This window comes from Streptomyces sp. NPDC102360, from assembly GCF_044766085.1.
In the GTDB taxonomy this organism is placed as follows: domain Bacteria; phylum Actinomycetota; class Actinomycetes; order Streptomycetales; family Streptomycetaceae; genus Streptomyces.
On the sequence record NZ_JBIWLG010000001.1, the window covers coordinates 1,735,308 to 1,752,918 of the forward strand.

Here is a 17,611-nt window from a genome sequence, read left to right on the forward strand (position 1 = left end):
CATTGTCGGTCACCGTTCAGGCGACCGTCTCGTTCGGTCTGGACAATAGTGGCAGTCGAAACGTAAGTTCGTTTCCCGTTAGTCGACCGAATCATTTCTGAGGATCCTGGAGGATGGTGTGCAGCGACCCGTCGTCGTGATCACCGACACCGAGGAGCTGGACCCCGAGCCCGGTGTCCGTCTGCTCGCCGACGCCGGCTGGGAGGTGCGGGTCGTCGGCAGCCGGGACCCGGAGGTGATCGGCGCCGCGGCGCACGACGCCGACGCGCTGATCGTCGGGTACGCGCGCGTGGACGCCGATCTCCTCGACCGTCTGCCCGCCGTGCGGATGGTCGCCACCATGTCCGCCGGCTACGACATGGTCGACACCGCCGAGGCGGAGCGGCGCGGCCTGTGGGTGGCGAACCTGCCGCACTCGGCCACCGAGGACGTCGCCGTGCACGCGCTCGCCCAGGCACTCAGCCTGACCCGGCGCCTGCCGCAGGCCGACGCCGTGGTCCGGGGCGGCGGCTGGAACACCGACTTCGCCGAAGTGCCGCGCCGTGCAAGCGAGTTGACGCTCGGCCTGGTCGGCATGGGTCGCATCGCCCGCACCCTCGTCCGGCTCGCCGCGCCTCTCTTCGGCCGGATCGCCGCCCACGACCCGCGCGCCATGGACTGGCCCGAGGGCGTCGAACGGCTTGACCTTGACACGCTCGTGGAGCGCGCCGACGTCCTGTCGCTGCACATCCCCTCCACCCCGCAGACCAGGGGCATGGTCGACGCCGACCTCCTGGCCCGTATGCGCCCCGGCAGCGTCCTCGTCAACGTCTCCCGAGGCGACCTCGTCGACCCGGACGCGCTGCTCGCCGCCCTCGACAGCGGTCACCTCGCGGGCGCCGCCCTCGACGTCTTCCCCGTCGAACCGCCCGCGGCGGACGACCGGTTGCGCAGCCACCCGCGCCTGCTGCTCTCCCCGCACAGCGCCTTCCTCTCCGACGCCTCGCTGCGCGCCTACGTCACCGAGCCCGCGCGCAACGTCATCGCCTGGTGGACCACCGGGCGCCCGCACACCCCCGTGGTCGACCCCACCTCTTCCGACGCCTCTCGTACGCAAGGAGCCCTCGCGTGACCGACACCCTCAGCGCCCCCGTCACGGCCGAAGACGCCGCCCAGGAAGAGCTGCGCCTGCGCCGCGAACTGGCCGCCGTCTACCGCCTGGTCGCCCACTTCCGCATGACCGACCTGATCTTCACGCACATCTCGCAGCGCCTCCCGGGTCCGGACAACCACTTCCTGATCAACCCCTACGGCCTGCTCTTCGAGGAGATCACCGCCTCGAACCTGGTCAAGATCGACCTGGACGGCAACGCGGTCGAGCCCAGCCCGCACCCCGTCAACCCGGCCGGCTTCATGATCCACAGCGCGATCCACAAGGCCCGCACCGACGCCCACTGCGTGCTGCACACCCACACCAAGGCCGGCTGCGCCGTCGCCGCGCAGCAGGGCGGGCTGCTCCCCGTCAACCAGATGTCGATGGAGTTCCACAACCGCGTCGGCTACCACGACTACGAAGGCGTCGCCCTCAACTTCGACGAGCAGGAGCGTCTCGTCGAAGACCTCGGCACGCACCCGGCGCTGATCCTGCGCAACCACGGGCTGCTGACCGTGGGTGAGAGCGCCAAGCAGGCGTTCCTGCGCATGTACTACCTGGAGAAGGCCTGCGAGATCCAGGTCACCGCGCAGGCGGGCGGACAGCTGATCATCCCCTCCGAGAAGGTCTGCGAGTACACCGCCCAGCAGCTCACCGGCGAGGGCGAGGCGTCCTCGGACGTCGAGGACGACATCGCGTACGACCTGGCCTGGGGCGCCCTGCTCCGGCTCGTGGAGCGGATCGCGCCGGACTACAAGGACTGAGTGCGGTCGTGCGGTGAGCGGGCGCGGGAGCCGTCCCCTTGATCCACTGAGGGGGACGCCTCCGTCGAAGGGCCCCCTCCGTGACCCGCGCAACCGACCCCGTCCTCAAGGGACTTGAGGCGATCCGCCCCTGGGCGGAGGACCTCTAGAAGGACCTCCACGCCCATCCCGAACCGGGTCTTCAGGAGCACCGCACCGCCGCCAAGGCCGCCGAGGCCCTGCGCGCCGAGGGATACGAGGTGACCGAAGGCATCGGCGGCACCGGCCTGATCGGCGTGCTGCGCGTCGGCGAGGGCCCCACCGTGATGCTCCGCGCCGACACGGGCGTACGGGCACTCACGGCGGCGGCCCTCGCCTGGCTCGCACCGGCCGGCGAATAACCACTGGACACGCGAGCACGCAGGACGCGAGCGTGGGCCGCATGAAGCAGGAGGAGATCTGGGACGACGACGTCGCCCGGCGCTACGACACGGACAGCGCCGACCACTTCGCGACGGAGGTCCTGGCGCCGACCGTGGACCGGCTCGCCGAGCTCGCGGACGGCGGCGCGGCGCTCGAATTCGCCATCGGGACCGGCCGCGTGGCCGTCCCGCTCGCCGAACGGGGCGTGCCCGTCACAGGGATCGAGCTGTCGCCGCCCATGCTGGAACAACTGCGCGCCAAGGCGGACGAGGCATCCATCCCGGTGGTCGTCGGTGACATGGCGAGCGCCACCGCTCCCGGCGAATACACCCTCGTCTACCTCGTCTACAACACCATTTCCAACCTGCTCACCCAGGCCGAGCAGGTCGAGTGCTTCCGCAACGCGGCCCGTCATCTCGCGCCCGGCGGACGCTTCGTCATCGAGCTGTGGGTGCCCGAGCTGCGCAAGCTCACGCCGGGCCAGAAGGCCACTGTCGGAGAGGCCGATCCCGGCTACATCCTGCTGGACACCTACGACGTCCTGCGCCAGCACGTCGTGTCACACCACTTCTGGTTCGAGGACGGGGCCAAGCAGGCCCGTCTGCAGCGCAGCCCGCACCGCTACATCTGGCCCGCCGAGCTCGACCTCATGGCCCAACTGGCCGGATTCGAGCTGGAGTCCCGGCACGCGGACTGGGACGGCGCCGCGTTCACGGCCGATTCCCCCTCGCACGTGTCGGTCTATCGCATCGCGCCGGCACGGAGCGCGTGAGGCACGTAAGCCGCCCAGGAAGTCCATGAGCTCGGCCAGGAGAGCGGTCCACAGGCACCCAGGTGTCGTCCTCGCCGGCCGGCTCGGGCCCGAGCCGACTCCAGAGCACAGTGCCGGGCCTGCTGCGGGAAGTGCGGTCCAACTGCCAGTCGTTCATGTGAGGGCCCGGGTCCGCGCGTCGGTTCGATGCGCGGACCCGGTACCCGGTCACGGGTGGGGCACACCCGCTCCACTCACCTGCTGGAGTACGGCAGCAGTGCCATCTCCCGGGCGTTCTTGACGGCGGCCGTCACCTGGCGTTGCTGACGGACCGTCAGGCGGGTCACGCGGCGGCTGCGGATCTTGCCGCGGTCGGAGATGAACTGGCGCAGCAAGTCGGTGTCCTTGTAGTCGACGTAGGTGATGCCGGCCGCGTCGAGCGGGTTCGGGCGCGGCTTGGCGGGCTTGCGCGGGGTGCGGGGACGGGGCATGTCGGTGTCGGGTCCTTTCGGCGGGTCAGCGTGCGGGGTCGAGGAGCGGGTCGAAGGCGGCGGGGAGCCGGCTCCAGCCGGCCGGGCCCGCGCGGTACTCGGCGTCGGTGAGCAGGCAGGAGTCGAGGAGCGCGGTCAGGCCGTCGCGGTCGAGGGCGGGGGAGGTGAACACGAGATGCTGGCAGCGGTCGCCGTGCTCCGGGTGCCAGTCCATGGCCGCCGCCGCGCGCCGCTCGGGCGGCATCAACTCCCAGGCGGCGTCGGGCAGTGAGTGCAGCCAGGGCCCGCAGTCGTCGACGCCCAGGGCGCCGCCCGCCGCGTCCCAGGACAGCAGGGTGTCGGGCCGGTCGGCGAGCCAGAAGCGCCCCCGGCTGCGGGCCGCGGCGCAGCACAGATCCTCCAGGGCGTCGAACAGCCGCTGCGGATGGAACGGCCGGTGCCGGTGCCACACGAGGGTGCCGACCCCGGCCTCCTCCGCCTCCTGCGGCAGCCGGGCGCTGGCCGGGTGCTGGGCGCTGCGCGCCGCCTCGACGTCGAACCCGGCCAGGGCGAGCCGGGCCAGTTCGGCCGACCGGGCCGGCACCTGCCGTCCCGTCGGGTGCAGCTGGGCGAGCAGGGCCCGGTCCTCCTCGTCCGCCTCAGGGCTCTCGGTGACGGCGACGACGGAGGCGTATTCCAGCTGCCGTGCCCAGGTGTCCGCGACCGTACGCTGATCACTGGCGGCCGCCGCGAGTCCGGCCTCGGCGAGGTCGTCCCCGTTGCCCAGGTAGGGGAGGACGAGCGCGGGGTCGACGGCCGTGACGACACCGGTCAGTTGCAGCGCGGGCGCACCGTGCGCGGCGACGACGTCCGCCATGGCCTGTGGTTCGACGGAGTCCCACAGCTCCACGACGGCGAGGCGGGTCAGCCCGTCGTCCGCGAGGCGTTCGAGCTCCGGCACAAGGTCCTCGCGCAGGGCGCAGCAGGCGCAGTCGTTGACCAAGGGCGCCTCGCCACGGGCGAGTTCACCGGTCGCGTCCCGGATGGTGCGGGTCACGGTCCCCGACGGGGCGGTGCCGAGGTCGTGGTGCAGGGCCACGCTGGACGGCACCGTGTCGAGCAGCCCCCGCACCACCTCCCGGCGCGCTTCGCTGTGCAGGCCGCCGACGATCACGACGGGCAGCCGGTCGCGGCCCCCCATTACCGGGCCCCTCGGCGGCCGAAGCGACGTTCGAAGCGCTCGACGCGTCCCGCCGTGTCCATGACGCGGGCGGTGCCGGTGTAGAAGGGGTGGCTCGCCGAGGAGACCTCGACGTCGTACACGGGGTAGGTGTGGCCGTCCTCCCACTCGACGGTGCGGTCGGTGGAGAGCGTGGAACGGGTCAGGAAGGCGAATCCGGCGGCCTTGTCGCGGAAGACAACGGGCCGGTAGGCCGGGTGGATGCCGGGCTTCATGGCGGACTCCAGGTGGTTCGGGCGGGTCGGGTGGTGGTGCGGGGCGTAGAGGGTGTTCAGCGTTCTTCGCGGAAGTCGACGTGGCGGCCGGCCACGGGGTCGTACTTGCGCAGCACCAGGCGGTCCGGGTTGTTCGTGCGGTTCTTGCGGGTGACGTAGGTGTGGCCCGTGCCGGCCGTGGAGCGGAGTTTGACGATCGGGCGCAGTTCGTTGCGTGCCATGCCGCTAGTATATGGCAATGGTTTCCATGTTCAATAACGGGGCCATGGTCGCGTACGACACAGGACGACACACAGGACGACGGAGAGGGACCGCATGTCCGCCCACTGCCAACTGACAGGCGCCGCACCGCGCTTCGGCAACCGCATCTCCCACTCGCACCGGCGCACCTCGCGCCGTTTCGACCCGAACATCCAGCGCAAGCGTTACTGGCTGCCCAGCGAGGGCCGCACCGTGCGCCTGACCCTGAGCGCCCGGGGGGTCAAGACGGTCGACGTCATCGGAGTCGAGGCCGCGGTCGCGCGGATCCGCGCGCGAGGGGAGAAGGTCTGATGGCGAAGAAGAGCAAGATCGCGAAGAACGAGAAGCGGAAGGCGGTCGTTGAGCGGTACGCCGCCCGGCGCGCGGCGCTGAAGGGGGTCGTCCGCCGCCCCGACACCCCGGAGGCCGAGCGCGCTGCGGCCCTGGCGGAACTGCGCCGCCAGCCGCGCGACGCCAGTGCGACGCGGGTCCGCAACCGCGACAGCGTGGACGGCAGGCCGCGCGGGCATCTGCGCAAGTTCGGCCTCTCCCGCGTGCGGCTGCGGGAGGAGGCCCACGCGGGACACCTGCCGGGGGTCACCAAGTCCTCCTGGTGAAACCGCAGCGTCCGGGCGTCCGGCCGGGCTCCGCCCTGGCCGGGCGCCCGGTGTGGTCGCCCGCATGGCGTGCGAGAGCAGGCGCGGCACGGCTGAGCGTCGGACGATGGAGGGGAACCGGAGTGCGTCGAGCCGAGGGGAGTGCCGCAGGTGGGTGGCGGGCGCGAGCACGAGATCCCCGAAGAGGAGCCCGAGGGGCCCGAGGACCGCGAGGGCCATGAGGACCCCGAGAGCCGCGAGGGTCACGAGAACCGCGGAGGCCACGAGAGCCCCGAGGTGTACGACGCCGAGGTTCGCCAGGTCGACGTGCTCAACCGGCTGGCGGGACCGGCCTCCGGGGGGCCGGGCGCGGGCTCGGACCGGCCTGCGCGGCGTGCGGGCCATCGCGACGCCGACCTGCTCGTCACCGGACACGCGCTGGCCCGTGTCACATCGCTGGGGGAGGCGCTCACCCTGATCTCCCAGCTGGCCGACGCCGCGCTGCCGCTGCGCGGACAGGCGGTCTTCCGGGCGGACCGGGAAGTGCTGCACTGCGTCGGCCAGTTCGGCCTGAGCGACGGCGAGGCCGACGCGTTCCGGCTGCCGCTGCGCACCGCCCACCCCGCCGCGCAGGTGGCGAGAACCGGGCGGCCCGTGGTGCTGACCTCGCCGCAGGACTACCGGGAGCGGTTCCCCTCCGCCAGTGGGTACGCGGAGGCGGCGCGGTACGAGACATGGGCGTTCCTGCCGCTCACCACGTACGGCCAGCTCACCGGCGTGTGGATGGCGGCCTTCGGCGCCCCGGTGGACATGGCGGACGGCATCGGCGCCTTCCTGGTCACCCTCGCCCGCCTCCTCGGTCAGTGCATCGAGCAGACCTACGACGGCCAGGCGGACCGCGCCCTCTCGCAGAGCCTGCGCAGCAGCATGGGCCGTATCGGCCCCGGCCCCGAGGGGCTCACCGTCACCGCCCGTTACGTACCCACCGGCGGTGGGCTGATGGTCGGCGGCGACTGGTTCGACAGCATCACCCTGCCGAACGGGCGTCTCGGCGTCGTGATCGGCGACGTCCAGGGCCACGACGTGCACGCCGCCGGGCTGATGTCGCAACTGCGCACCGCCATCCACGCCTACGCGGCCGAGGGGCACGGACCCGACGCCGTTCTCGTGCGCGCCTCCCGCTTCCTGGCGTCGCTCCAGGAGGACCGCTTCGCCACCTGCATCTACCTGGAGGCCGACCCCGGTACCGGCACGCTGCGCATCGCCCGCGCCGGGCACCCGCACCCGGTCCTGCGGCTGCCGGACGGCACCTGCCTGCTCAAGCACGTGCGCGGCGGGCTGCCCCTGGGGCTCGACCTCGGCGAGGACGACTACCCGGTCAGCGTCGTCACGCTGCGTGAGAACGAGATCCTCATGCTGTGCACGGACGGCCTGATCGAGTCCGGCGGCCACGACATGTACTCCGGCTGGCTCCGGGTGCGGGGAGCGCTGACGCCCGGCGGCCCCGACGACATCGAGGGCATGGCCGACCGGCTCCTGAACGCGGTCGTGGCCCCGCAGACCACGCAGCCGGGCGACCGCCCCGTCACGTCCTTCACCGAGGACGACATCGCCCTGCTGCTCCTGCGCCGCGACCCGCTCGCCGACCACGCGGACCGCCCCGGTCGCCACCTGCGGTTCACCCTCGAACAGGACCAGGCCCAGGGACTCGCCGACGCCCGCATCGAATTCCAGGGCCTGCTCCACGACTGGGCCAGGCCCGAACAGGTCGACACCGTTCTCCTGCTCGTCTCGGAACTCCTCGGCAACGTACTCATCCACACCGAGCAGGCCGCCGTCCTGCGCGCCGACATCAGCGGCTCCGAGGGCCACCGCCGGCTGCGCGTGGAGGTCTCGGACCGCAGCGACGAGGTGCCCGCCCGCCGCGCCCCCGGCGAGCTCTCCTCCTCGGGCCGCGGGCTCGTCCTCCTCGACCTCCTGGCCCACCGCTGGAACCTCCGCCCGGAGCCGGAGGGGAAAACGGTGTGGTTCGAAGTGGACGAGGACGGGCCGGAGGAGCCCTGACGGTCAACTCCTTCTCGGTCGCGGGATCTTGACACCGCCTTGGATGGGTGGTGGTTTAGACCACGCTCCCTCGTCTGAAGATGAGGGTCCGCTTCCGTGGAGGTGCAGTGTCCCGTATGCCTGAGCATCACTCGCCCCGTCTTCCCCGTGTTTCCCGCCCCGTGCTCGCCGGTGCCGCGCTCCTGCTGACCCTGGGCACGGTCGCCGTGCCCGCCCAGGCGCTCGACGGTGCGCCGGCCGCGGTCGGTGCCGGTCCGGCGGCGAAGTCGCCCGTCGTCACGCCCACCCCGCAGGACATGAGATCGGCGGGCGCCGATCTGCGGGTGCCCGGCCGGGTGCGCCTCGTCCTCGGTGACGGCGTCGACGCGTCTAGCGTCGAGGTCATCAAGCGGGCCCTTGGCGCGGCCGGGGCCCGATCCGTCGACACCATCAAGGCCGGTGACGCGGCCAAGAAGGCACCGGGGCCCGGTGTGTTGACCGTTGTGGCCGGGTCCATCAAGGACACGGCGGTGGCCGTCGCTCTCAAGGCCGCCGGCGGTACCGTTCCCGACACCCTGAAGCCGGAGGGCTACTCCCTCGCATCCCGAGGCGGCGGCGCTTCTGACATCGTTGTCCTCGCGGGCAACGACGGTGACGGTGTCTACTACGCCGCCCAGACGCTGCGTCAGCTGGTGACCGGGGCGCACGGCATCGCGGCCGTCTCGATCACCGACTACCCGAGCATGCCGCTGCGCGGCAGCATCGAGGGCTTCTACGGCGCGCCCTGGTCGCACAGCGACCGCGTCGACCAACTCGCGTTCTACGGCGACGTCAAGGCGAACACGTACATCTACACGCCGAAGGACGACACGTACCTGCGGGAGAAGTGGCGGACCCCCTACCCCGCCGACAAGCTCGCGGACCTGCGCGAGCTGATCGAGAAGGCCGCCAGTCACCATGTGGACTTCACGTACGCGCTCTCCCCGGGTCTGTCCGTCTGTTACAGCGACCCCGACGACGTGAAGGCCCTGAAGGAGAAGCTGGGTTCGCTGTACGACCAGGGCGCCCGCAGCTTCTACGTGGCCCTCGACGACATCAGCTACACCAAGTGGAACTGCGACGCCGACCAGGCGAAGTACGGGGCGCCGGGCCGGGCCGCCGCAGGGCAGGCGCAGACCGATCTGCTCAACGCGGTGCAGCAGGACTTCATCGACACCCACGAGGGCGCCAAGCCGCTCCAGTTCGTGCCCACCGAGTACTCCGACACGGCGGACTCCGCGTACAAGTCGGTGCTGCGCGAGAAGTTGGACCCGAAGGTCGTCGTGCAGTGGACCGGCACCGACGTCGTGCCGCCCGCCGTCAGCCTCGCGGACGCCAAGGCCGCGTCCACGGTGTGGGGACGCAAGGTGTTCCTCTGGGACAACTATCCGGTCAACGACTACGGGCAGACCGCGGGACGGCTCCTGATGGCCCCCTACGACAAGCGGGAAGCCGGTCTGCACAAGGAGTTGAGCGGCATCGTGCTCAACCCGATGAACCAGGCGGCACCGAGCAAGGTCGCGCTCTTCGGCGGCGCGTCGTTCGCCTGGAACGACGAGGACTACGATCCCGACCGCACCTGGCGCGCGTCCGCCGACTACCTGGCGGGCGGCGACCGGGTGACCGCGCGGGCCCTGCTGGCCTTCTTCGACACCCAGCACCTCGCTCCGACCTTCGGCGACACGAACTGGCAGCCGCAGGCGCCCGAACTCGCCTCGCGGATCGCGGAGTTCCGTACGGCATGGGACGGCGGATCGAGGGCCGAGCGGCAGGCCGCCCTGCGCAAGCTTTCGGCCTACGCCGACGTGCTCGCCGGGGCGCCGGAGCGGATTCGCGCCGGAATGCGGGACCAGGCCTTCCTGGCGCAGACGAAGCCGTGGCTCGACGCCCTCGACCTGTGGGGCGGATCCCTGAACGCCACCCTGGACGGGCTGCGTGCCCAGCTCAACTCCGGTGACGGGGAAGCCGACTTCGCGAAGGCGGCGGACCTGGCGAAGCAGGCCTCAGCCATCACCACCATCCCCGGCACCACCCGCCCGCAGGGCCCGATCAAGGTGGCCGACGGGGTGCTGGACACCTTCATTGAGCAGGCGCCCCAGATGTAACGACCCCGCTGACGCCCGCCCCGGTACCTGACCGGGGCGGGCGTTGTCGTGTCCGGGTGCCGTTCCAGGGCGGAGGGGCGGCATCCGGCCGAAATTGGCTGATCGTGTAGGCAACTTCAAACCTTGACCACAAATTCCACACATGACTCTCTATGGGAGGCCTCAATGGTCTAGATTGACCGTGCTTCACATGCCGGGACACTGGGCGAAAAATGACGATCTATGGGGGCCGGTGTGGCACGCGACCGACCGCGGCCGCACCAAAATCGAACGGGGGGTGATCGTTTCGTGGTGTCCGACAGGGGGCCTGGGGTGCGGGGAGCGCCCGAGGAGTCGAGGGAAACCGGGGCGCATCGGCCTTCGGACCCCGGCCTGCGCGTTCAAGTCCGCCACCGACTGAGCGGATTGCCCGCGCGGCGCTGAATCAACCGGCACGTCATGCACGGGAGGCGGGGGCCTCCCGAGGGGGAGGAGCAGTGCGGTACGGGGGGCGGGGGGCCTCCCGGGGAGGGGAAACAGCACGGGGGGCGGCGGCCTCCCGAGGGGGGAGTAACCGTGTTGGGCGAGCACGTCGAACCCGCTGGCGACTCGGACGGGGTTGTACAACAGGGGGAATGGGACAGCCCGTTCCCGCCGGTCCGCGGACAACCGGTGAACGGGGCGCTTCGTAGGCCCGCGAGCGACTGGGAGCAGCGCTACCGCCGCATCGTGATCATCAGCGATACGGTGGCCACCGCCGTCGTCGTGGCCGCTTTCGGCGGCTTCTTCGGAGTCAGGGACGCGGCGAACTGGCACGAGAAGTGGAAGATCCTCGCCTTCGGCACCGAGTTACTGGTGCTGGGAGCGCTGGCGGTGAGCCGCTCGTGGTCTCCGGCCGTGCTCGGTCAGGGCGCCGAGGAATTCCGCCGGCTGGGACGATCGCTGTTCGCGGCGACCGTCGTCCTGGCGCTCGGCGGGATCGCCCTCACCTCGCGCAACATCAAGCTCTGGATATTCGTCGCGATCCCCGCGATCGCGCTCGTCACCATGACCGCGCGCTATCTGCTGCGCCTGTGGCTGCACAGACAGCGCAAGGAGGGACGTTGTCTGCGTCCGGTGCTGGCCGCGGGGAGCCCGGCCACCGTGCGCGACCTGATCAGCAGAACCCGCAAATTTCCGCACATCGGCTGGCAGGTCGAGGCGGTCTGCACGGCGGACGGGCACGGTCTCGAAGGCGACCAGATGGACGGGGTGCCGGTCGTCGGGCCCCTGACGGACGTCGCGAGCCACGTCACGCGCGACGGCTACCGGGTCGTCGCGGTCACCCCGGATCCGCACTGGACACCGGACCGGTTGCAGCGCCTCGCCTGGAACCTCGAGGGCAGCGACGCCGAAATGGTCGTGGCTCCCGTGCTGATGGAGGTCGCGGGACCGCGACTGCACGTGGACGCGGTGCTGGGGATACCGCTGCTGCGGGTCAGCATGCCGGCGTTCACCGGGGGGCGCCGGGCGATAAAGGAGATCGTCGACCGGCTGGGCGCGCTGTTCCTGATCCTGCTGTTCGCGCCGCTGATGGTGCTCGTCGGCCTGTTCGTCCTGGCGGACACGCGTGGCGGGGTGTTCTACCGGCAGCGCAGGGTGGGCAAGGACGGCCGCGAGTTCACCATCGTCAAGTTCCGCACGATGGTCTCGGGAGCCCATGGGAAGCGGGCCGGTCTCGCCGACCGGAACGAGGGCGCGGGGCTGCTGTTCAAGCTCCGGCGGGATCCGCGGGTGACCCGGGTGGGGCACGTGTTGCGCCGCTACTCGCTCGACGAACTCCCGCAGCTTTTCAACGTGTTGACCGGATCGATGTCGCTCGTCGGCCCGCGGCCTCCGCTGCCGGAGGAGTCCGCGGCGTACGGCCCGGACATCCGGCGGCGGCTGCTGGTCAAGCCCGGCCTGACCGGGCTGTGGCAGATCAGCGGGCGCAGCGACCTGCCGTGGGAGGAGGCGGTCCGCCTCGACCTGCGCTACGTCGAGGACTGGTCGCTCGCCCTGGACACGGTGATCTTGTGGAAGACGCTGCGGGCCGTGCTCCACGGACAAGGGGCGTACTGAAGCGGGGGCGCCGATCCGTCGGCGTAGGAACGGCAGGCCACAAGGGTCTGCTCTGGGGGGAGGAACGGTCATGAGGATCAGCGTCTTAGGGCTCGGCTACGTCGGCTGCGTGTCGGCGGCCTGCCTGGCAGGACAGGGCCACGAGGTCATCGGCGTGGACGTGAACCAGGCGAAGGTGGACCTGGTCAACAGCGGCAGGGCTCCCGTGGTCGAGGAGCGGATCGGCGAGCTCACAGCCGAGGTCGTGCGGACCGGGGCCCTGCGCGCCACCCGCGACGTCCGTGAGGCGAACATGGACAGCGAGGTGTCGCTGATCTGCGTCGGTACGCCGTCGGAGCCCAACGGCGGCCTGTGCACGACGTACTTGGAGCGGGTCACCGAGCAGATCGGCGCCGCGCTTGCCGAACGCGGGGACAAGGGCGGCCGGCACACGGTCGTCTTCCGCAGCACCATGCTCCCGGGCACCTGCCTGAACCTGCTGGTGCCGATCCTGGAGAAGAGCCTCGGCGGCACGGCGGGCGTCGACTTCGGCGTCGCGGTCAACCCGGAGTTCCTGCGCGAGGGCACGAGCGTGCGGGACTTCTTCGACCCGCCCAAGACCGTCATCGGCCAGCTCGACCAGGCCAGCGGCGACATCGTGGCCCAGCTGTACGAGGGGCTGCCCGGTGAGGTGTTCCGGGTGCCGGTGCCGGTCGCCGAGGCGATCAAGTACGCGGACAACTCGTTCCACGGTCTCAAGATCGGCTTCGCGAACGAACTGGGCGCCGTCTGCCAGGCGTTGGGCGTGGACTCGCACCAGGTGATGGACGTCTTCCTGGCCGACCGCAAGCTCAACATCAGCCCCGCCTACCTGCGGCCCGGCTTCGCCTTCGGCGGCTCCTGCCTGCCCAAGGACCTGCGCAGCCTCGTGCACGCGGCGCGGCGGGCCGACGTCTCCGTGCCGATCCTGTCCCACATACTGGCGTCCAACGCCGACCATCTGCAGCGCGCGGTGGAGCTCGTCGAGCGCACCGGCAAGCGCAAGGTCGGCCTGTTCGGCCTGTCCTTCAAGCCCGGCACCGACGACCTGCGTGAGAGCCCGCTCGTCGAACTGGCCGAGCGGCTGTACGGCAAGGGATACGACCTCAAGATCTACGACGCCAACGTGAGCCTGTCCCGGCTGATGGGCGCGAACCGCGAGTACATCGAGGGCCGGCTCCCGCACCTCGCGCAGCTGCTCGCGGACTCCGTCGACGAGGTGCTCGACCACGCGGACGTGTGCGTCGTCGGCACCAGAGACCAGACCGTCCTGTCGGCGCTGCCGCTCAGAGGTGGCCCGGCGATCGTCGATCTCGTCCGCCTTCCCGACGCCGAAGCGCGCCGGGCCGAACCGGGGTACATGGGCCTTGCTTGGTGACGCGATGAACGAAGAGACAACCCGCGGTGGCGGGCCGGACCGGCGCGCGCTGGTTCTGGTGGAGAACCTGTCGGTGCCCTTCGACCGGCGGGTGTGGCAGGAGTGCACGACCCTGCGCGACGCGGGCTGGACGGTGCACGTCATCTGCCCGCAGGGCACGAAGCGGGACACCGAACCCGAGACGGTGATCGACGGGGTGCGGATCCACCGCTACCCGCTGCGCGCCGCCACCGGGGGACCGGCCGGCTACCTGCGGGAGTACGGGTCGGCGCTGTGGCACACGGCCCGGCTCGCCCGCAAGGTGGGACCGGTCCACGTCGTCCACGCCTGCAACCCGCCGGACCTGCTGTTCCTGGCGGCCCGTTGGCTGCGGCGGCGCGGCGCGCAGTTCGTCTTCGACCAGCACGACCTGGTGCCCGAGCTGTACCTCTCGCGGTTCGACCGCGGCGAGGACCTGCTCCACCGTGCCGTGTGCGCGCTCGAACGCAGCACCTACCGGGCCGCGGACGTCGTACTCGCCACGAACGAGAGCTACCGGGACGTCGCACTCGGCCGCGGCGGCAAGCGGCCGGAGGACGTCTTCGTGGTGCGCAGCGCGCCCCAGGTCGACCGCTTCCAACCCGTGCCGCCCGAGCCGGAGTTGAAGCGCGGCAAGCCCCATCTGCTGTGCTACCTCGGCGTGATGGGACCCCAGGACGGCGTCGACTACGCGCTGCGGTCCCTCGCCAAGCTGCGCGACGGGCTGGGGCGGAGCGACTGGCACGCGGTGTTCGTCGGCTCCGGCGACGCCTTCGACGCGATGGTTGAGCTGTCCCAGGAGCTCGGGCTCGGCGACCAGGTGGAGTTCACCGGGCGCATTCCGGACGCCGATCTGGTGCGCTACCTGTCCACCGCGGACGTCTGCCTCTCGCCCGACCCGCGCAACCCGCTCAACGACGTGTCGACCATGAACAAGGTCCTGGAGTACATGGCCATGGGCCGGCCCATCGTCTCGTTCGACCTGAGAGAGGCTCGCGTCTCCGCAGGTGAAGCGGCTGTCTACGCGCGTGCCAACGACGAGGCCGAATTCGCCGGTCTCATCGCTCGGCTGCTTGACGACCCGGAGCAGCGGGCCCGGATGGGCAAGCTCGGCCAGGAGCGGATCGGCGGCCCGCTGTCCTGGCGGAACTCGCAGGAGTCGCTGCTCGCCGCCTACGCCGCCGCGGTGGCCAAGCGCGCACCCGCCCAGGCGAGGAGGAGGCGGCGTCGTTGAGCGAGGACACGATCCGCCTGGTCACGATCGGCCGGATTCTCCGTAGAAGGTGGCGGCTGCTCGCCGCCCTCACCGTGGTGGGCGCACTCGTCGGCTACGGCATCTCCGTGGTGTTCCCACCGAAGTACACGGCGTCGGCATCGGTGCTGCTGCCGGGCCAGTGGGAGGAGCGCGAGCTGCTCACCCAGGTGGACATCGCCACGAGTTCGTCGGTGGTCGACCGCGCGGCCGCCAAGCTCGACTGGGCGGGCGTCAACGGCAGCGACCTGCGCGGCCGGGTGGCCGCCAAGGCCGCCGACGGCAACATCATCACGATCTCGGGCACGGCCGAGAGCCCGGAGCGTGCGCAGCGGCTCACCGACCGGGTGGCCCAGCAGTTCGTCGCGTTCTCCACGCGGATCGCGGGCGGCGCCACCGACGCCGGCGCGGCCGCGGGACCCGAGGCGCTGCGCAAGAAGGTGCAGGAGACCAACCGCCGGATCACCGAGCTGGCGAAGGGGGCCGACCGGGGCCGGACGGTCGAAGGCGTACAGGCCCGCACCGCGCTGGAGAACCTGCGCAACTCGCTGGAGGCGGCCATGAAGAAGCTGGAGGAGGCCGACCCGGCGACCGACAAGGCGAGCATGGTCGTCATGGGCCCGGCCGCCCGGCCGGTCGGCCAGTCGCCGCCGACGAGGACGCAACTCATCGTCGCCGGGGCGCTGCTGTTCTTCCTGCTCTCGGTCATCGGCCATCTCACCGCCGCCCGGATCAACCGCCGGCTGCGCACCGAGCAGGAGATCGCTTCCGCGCTCGGCTCGACGCTCCTCGGGGCCGTCGACGTGCCCGGGGAGCAGCGGGCGCAGGGGGCCCGAGGAAGCGGCGGCCCGCGGGCCGGACTGCACCGGCTCCTCGGCACCGACACCCGCTGGGACGTGCCGGCCCCGCAGCGGTCCGGCGACGAGGCCGCGCGGCGCACCCGCTACCGGCGGGTGTGCGCTCGCATCCGCACCCAACTCCCGGCGCCCCGGCGCCTGTTGGTCGTCGTCCCGGACGGTGACGAACTCGCCCTGCGGGCCGCGGGGCAGCTCGTCGCCGAGGCCAAGGGCGACCCGGTGCTGCGCGTGGTCGTGGTCCCGGTGGACCGGCCGATCGTGCCGGACCGCGGCACCGAGGCGGGCGCCGTGGTCGTCCTCAGTGCCGGGAGCTGGACCGCCGAAGAGCTCGCCGGCATCGCCGAGGCGTGCGCGGACGGCAGGCACGAGATCGTCGGCATCGTCGTGGCGGGACCGGTCAGGGCCCGCCCGGCCGGCTCCGCCGACCCGCCGCCGGACCATGCCACTCCCGCGCTCGCGGTGCGCGGCCACGCGACGGGAGGCTCGGCGTGACGACGAACAGGAACTCGGATTCGGCGGCGGGCACCCCGCTGCTCGACCTGCACTCGCTGGTCGTCGCGGTGCGCAGGCGCCGCCGCCTGTGGGGCGCCCTGGCGCTGCTCGGGCTGATCGTCGGCGCGGCGGTGGCGGTCCTGATGCCGCCGCCGCCGGGCGCGGTCACCAAGGTGTTGGTGGCGCACGCGGAGGACCAGCCGAACGACACAGGAACACTGATGCGCACCGACATCGAGGTGCTGGGGACCACACGCATCGCCAAGGACGCCCTGCAGACCCTCAAGTCACAGGAGCATCCCGAGGACTTCATGCGGGACTACCGGGGCACCGGCCTGACCAACAACGTGCTGCAGATCGATGTGACGGCCGCCAGCGAGGCGCTGGCGGTGGACCGCGCCAAGGCGCTCGCCGACGCGTTCATCGCCGACCATGTACGCCGGATGCGGGCGGCGGCGAAGGCCGAGTCCCAGGCCCTGCTCGACCAGCGCGACCGGATGCGCGAGGAGCTCGCCCGGGTCAACAAGGAGATCGGCGACCAGTCGCCCGGCAGCAACCCGCAGTCGTCGGCCACCACCGAGTCGCTCTTCTCCCGAAGGGCCGAACTCAACTCACGGATCGCCGACTTCGACCAGCGCGCCGCGGAGGCACGCACCGGCACACCCAAGGTCGTCGCCGGTACGCAGATCGTCGACGCCCCGCGCGCGGTGCGGCACTCGCTGCCCAAGGCGGCCGCGACCAACGCCGGGATCGGCCTCGCCCTCGGCCTGGTCCTCGGACTCGCCCTGTCCGCGGTCGGCGCGGTGGTCGCCGACCGCCCCGTACTGCGCCGCGACATCTCGGCGAACCTGGGCGCCTCCGTCATCGCGGAGCTGCCCCGGCGCTCCGGCAGGCCCTGGCGGCGCAGGGCGACACGGGCGACCCGCGAACGCCTCACCGCGACCCTGGCCCGCACGCTGCACGGCTCCCCGGAACCGCTGTCGCTGCTCGAACTGGGCTGCGCGCAGAGCACGAGCGGGATCGCCCTGGACCTCGCGGGGGCCCTGACGGCGGAGGGCCCGGTGGCCGTCATCGACGGACTGCCGGGACCGCAGCTCGCCGACCACCGACCGCAGCCGGGCGGGCCCAAGGTCGTCGGCGCCGAGCACGCCGCGGCCCTGTCGCCCCAGGACCGCCGGATCGGCGTCGGCTCCGTGGCGCCCGGTACGGCGTGGACCGACCTCCAGCACCTCGGCACCCAGACCGTGCTCGTCGTACGGGCCGGGTACGGGAGCGCCGCATGGCTGCACACCGTGGCGCGCCAACTCGCCGAGCAGCGCATCCCGGTGATCGGTGTGGTGCTGATCGACCCCGACCCGCGCGACCGCACCGACGGCACGCTCTGGGACGGCCTGCACACCGCGCTGCGCGGCCGCGGCGAACGCTCGGCCCGGCAGAACGGGTCGGCGCCGCGGCGCACGGAGCGCAAGCCCGCGTGGGCCGCACGGGGCGCGGACAACGACCAGGAGGCTCGGTAAGCA

Annotated in this window: 16 protein-coding genes and 1 pseudogene; 13 read left to right on the forward strand and 4 right to left on the reverse strand. The window is 71.8% G+C overall.

Annotated elements, in window-relative coordinates; translation table 11 throughout:
• Positions 1-118 precede the first annotated feature (118 nt).
• From ACIRHA_RS07940 to ACIRHA_RS07955, 4 genes and pseudogenes are all read left to right on the forward strand, one after another.
• On the forward strand, positions 119-1,111 hold the full coding sequence (locus ACIRHA_RS07940; protein WP_403841232.1) for a C-terminal binding protein: 993 nt from the start codon (positions 119-121) through the stop codon (positions 1,109-1,111).
• Positions 1,108-1,896, forward strand: a complete 789-nt coding sequence (locus ACIRHA_RS07945) for a class II aldolase/adducin family protein (RefSeq protein WP_403841235.1) — start codon at positions 1,108-1,110, stop codon at positions 1,894-1,896. The genes ACIRHA_RS07940 and ACIRHA_RS07945 overlap by 4 nt, the downstream gene beginning before the upstream one ends.
• 122 nt (positions 1,897-2,018) lie before the next feature.
• Positions 2,019-2,216: pseudogene (locus ACIRHA_RS07950) on the forward strand (amidohydrolase); the annotation flags it as partial.
• Between the two features lie 101 nt (positions 2,217-2,317).
• On the forward strand, positions 2,318-3,070 hold the full coding sequence (locus ACIRHA_RS07955; RefSeq protein ID WP_403841238.1) for a class I SAM-dependent methyltransferase: 753 nt from the start codon (positions 2,318-2,320) through the stop codon (positions 3,068-3,070).
• Between the two features lie 233 nt (positions 3,071-3,303).
• On the opposite strand, the gene rpsR is transcribed toward ACIRHA_RS07955, so the two are convergent.
• Genes rpsR through rpmG form a run of 4 tightly spaced genes read right to left on the reverse strand, consistent with a single transcriptional unit; the run spans position 3,304 to position 5,195 of the window.
• Entirely contained in the window at positions 3,304-3,540 is a 237-nt protein-coding gene (gene rpsR, locus ACIRHA_RS07960; RefSeq protein ID WP_403841241.1) for a 30S ribosomal protein S18, read from the reverse strand.
• A 25-nt stretch (positions 3,541-3,565) separates the two neighbouring features.
• Entirely contained in the window at positions 3,566-4,720 is a 1,155-nt protein-coding gene (locus ACIRHA_RS07965; protein WP_403841243.1) for a CobW family GTP-binding protein, read from the reverse strand.
• On the reverse strand, positions 4,720-4,974 hold the full coding sequence (locus ACIRHA_RS07970) for a type B 50S ribosomal protein L31 (RefSeq protein WP_403841246.1): 255 nt from the start codon (positions 4,972-4,974) through the stop codon (positions 4,720-4,722). Before ACIRHA_RS07970 ends, ACIRHA_RS07965 begins: the two co-directional genes overlap by 1 nt.
• Positions 4,975-5,030: 56 nt before the next feature.
• Positions 5,031-5,195, reverse strand: coding sequence for a 50S ribosomal protein L33 (gene rpmG, locus ACIRHA_RS07975; protein ID WP_403841248.1), 165 nt, complete (start codon positions 5,193-5,195; stop codon positions 5,031-5,033).
• A 94-nt stretch (positions 5,196-5,289) separates the two neighbouring features.
• Here rpmG and rpmB point away from each other — a divergent pair, with 94 nt between their 5' ends.
• The 9 genes from rpmB to ACIRHA_RS08020 all read left to right on the forward strand — a co-directional run bounded on the left by rpmB (position 5,290) and on the right by ACIRHA_RS08020 (position 17,608).
• Complete coding sequence (gene rpmB, locus ACIRHA_RS07980) at positions 5,290-5,526, forward strand: 50S ribosomal protein L28 (protein ID WP_403841250.1); 237 nt, start codon at positions 5,290-5,292, stop codon at positions 5,524-5,526.
• Positions 5,526-5,831, forward strand: coding sequence for a 30S ribosomal protein S14 (gene rpsN / locus ACIRHA_RS07985; RefSeq protein WP_403841253.1), 306 nt, complete (start codon positions 5,526-5,528; stop codon positions 5,829-5,831). The genes rpmB and rpsN overlap by 1 nt, the downstream gene beginning before the upstream one ends.
• 150 nt (positions 5,832-5,981) lie before the next feature.
• Positions 5,982-7,874: a SpoIIE family protein phosphatase gene (locus ACIRHA_RS07990; protein WP_403841256.1), complete on the forward strand. Its 1,893-nt coding sequence runs from the start codon at positions 5,982-5,984 to the stop codon at positions 7,872-7,874.
• Between the two features lie 116 nt (positions 7,875-7,990).
• Positions 7,991-9,997 carry a beta-N-acetylglucosaminidase domain-containing protein gene (locus tag ACIRHA_RS07995; protein WP_403841259.1) on the forward strand — a complete coding sequence of 669 codons (2,007 nt, stop codon included), beginning with the start codon at positions 7,991-7,993 and terminating at the stop codon, positions 9,995-9,997.
• A 438-nt stretch (positions 9,998-10,435) separates the two neighbouring features.
• Positions 10,436-12,076: a sugar transferase gene (locus ACIRHA_RS08000; protein WP_403841261.1), complete on the forward strand. Its 1,641-nt coding sequence runs from the start codon at positions 10,436-10,438 to the stop codon at positions 12,074-12,076.
• 70 nt (positions 12,077-12,146) lie between these two features.
• Positions 12,147-13,472: a nucleotide sugar dehydrogenase gene (locus tag ACIRHA_RS08005; protein WP_403841263.1), complete on the forward strand. Its 1,326-nt coding sequence runs from the start codon at positions 12,147-12,149 to the stop codon at positions 13,470-13,472.
• Positions 13,473-13,476: 4 nt separating this feature from the next.
• The gene (locus ACIRHA_RS08010) at positions 13,477-14,724 is read left to right on the forward strand and encodes a glycosyltransferase family 4 protein (RefSeq protein WP_403841265.1); all 1,248 of its coding nucleotides are present in this window, start codon (positions 13,477-13,479) and stop codon (positions 14,722-14,724) included.
• Entirely contained in the window at positions 14,721-16,091 is a 1,371-nt protein-coding gene (locus ACIRHA_RS08015) for a Wzz/FepE/Etk N-terminal domain-containing protein (protein WP_403841268.1), read from the forward strand. The genes ACIRHA_RS08010 and ACIRHA_RS08015 overlap by 4 nt, the downstream gene beginning before the upstream one ends.
• Positions 16,088-17,608, forward strand: a complete 1,521-nt coding sequence (locus tag ACIRHA_RS08020; protein ID WP_403841270.1) for a Wzz/FepE/Etk N-terminal domain-containing protein — start codon at positions 16,088-16,090, stop codon at positions 17,606-17,608. The genes ACIRHA_RS08015 and ACIRHA_RS08020 overlap by 4 nt, the downstream gene beginning before the upstream one ends.
• The last annotated feature ends 3 nt before the right edge of the window (positions 17,609-17,611 follow it).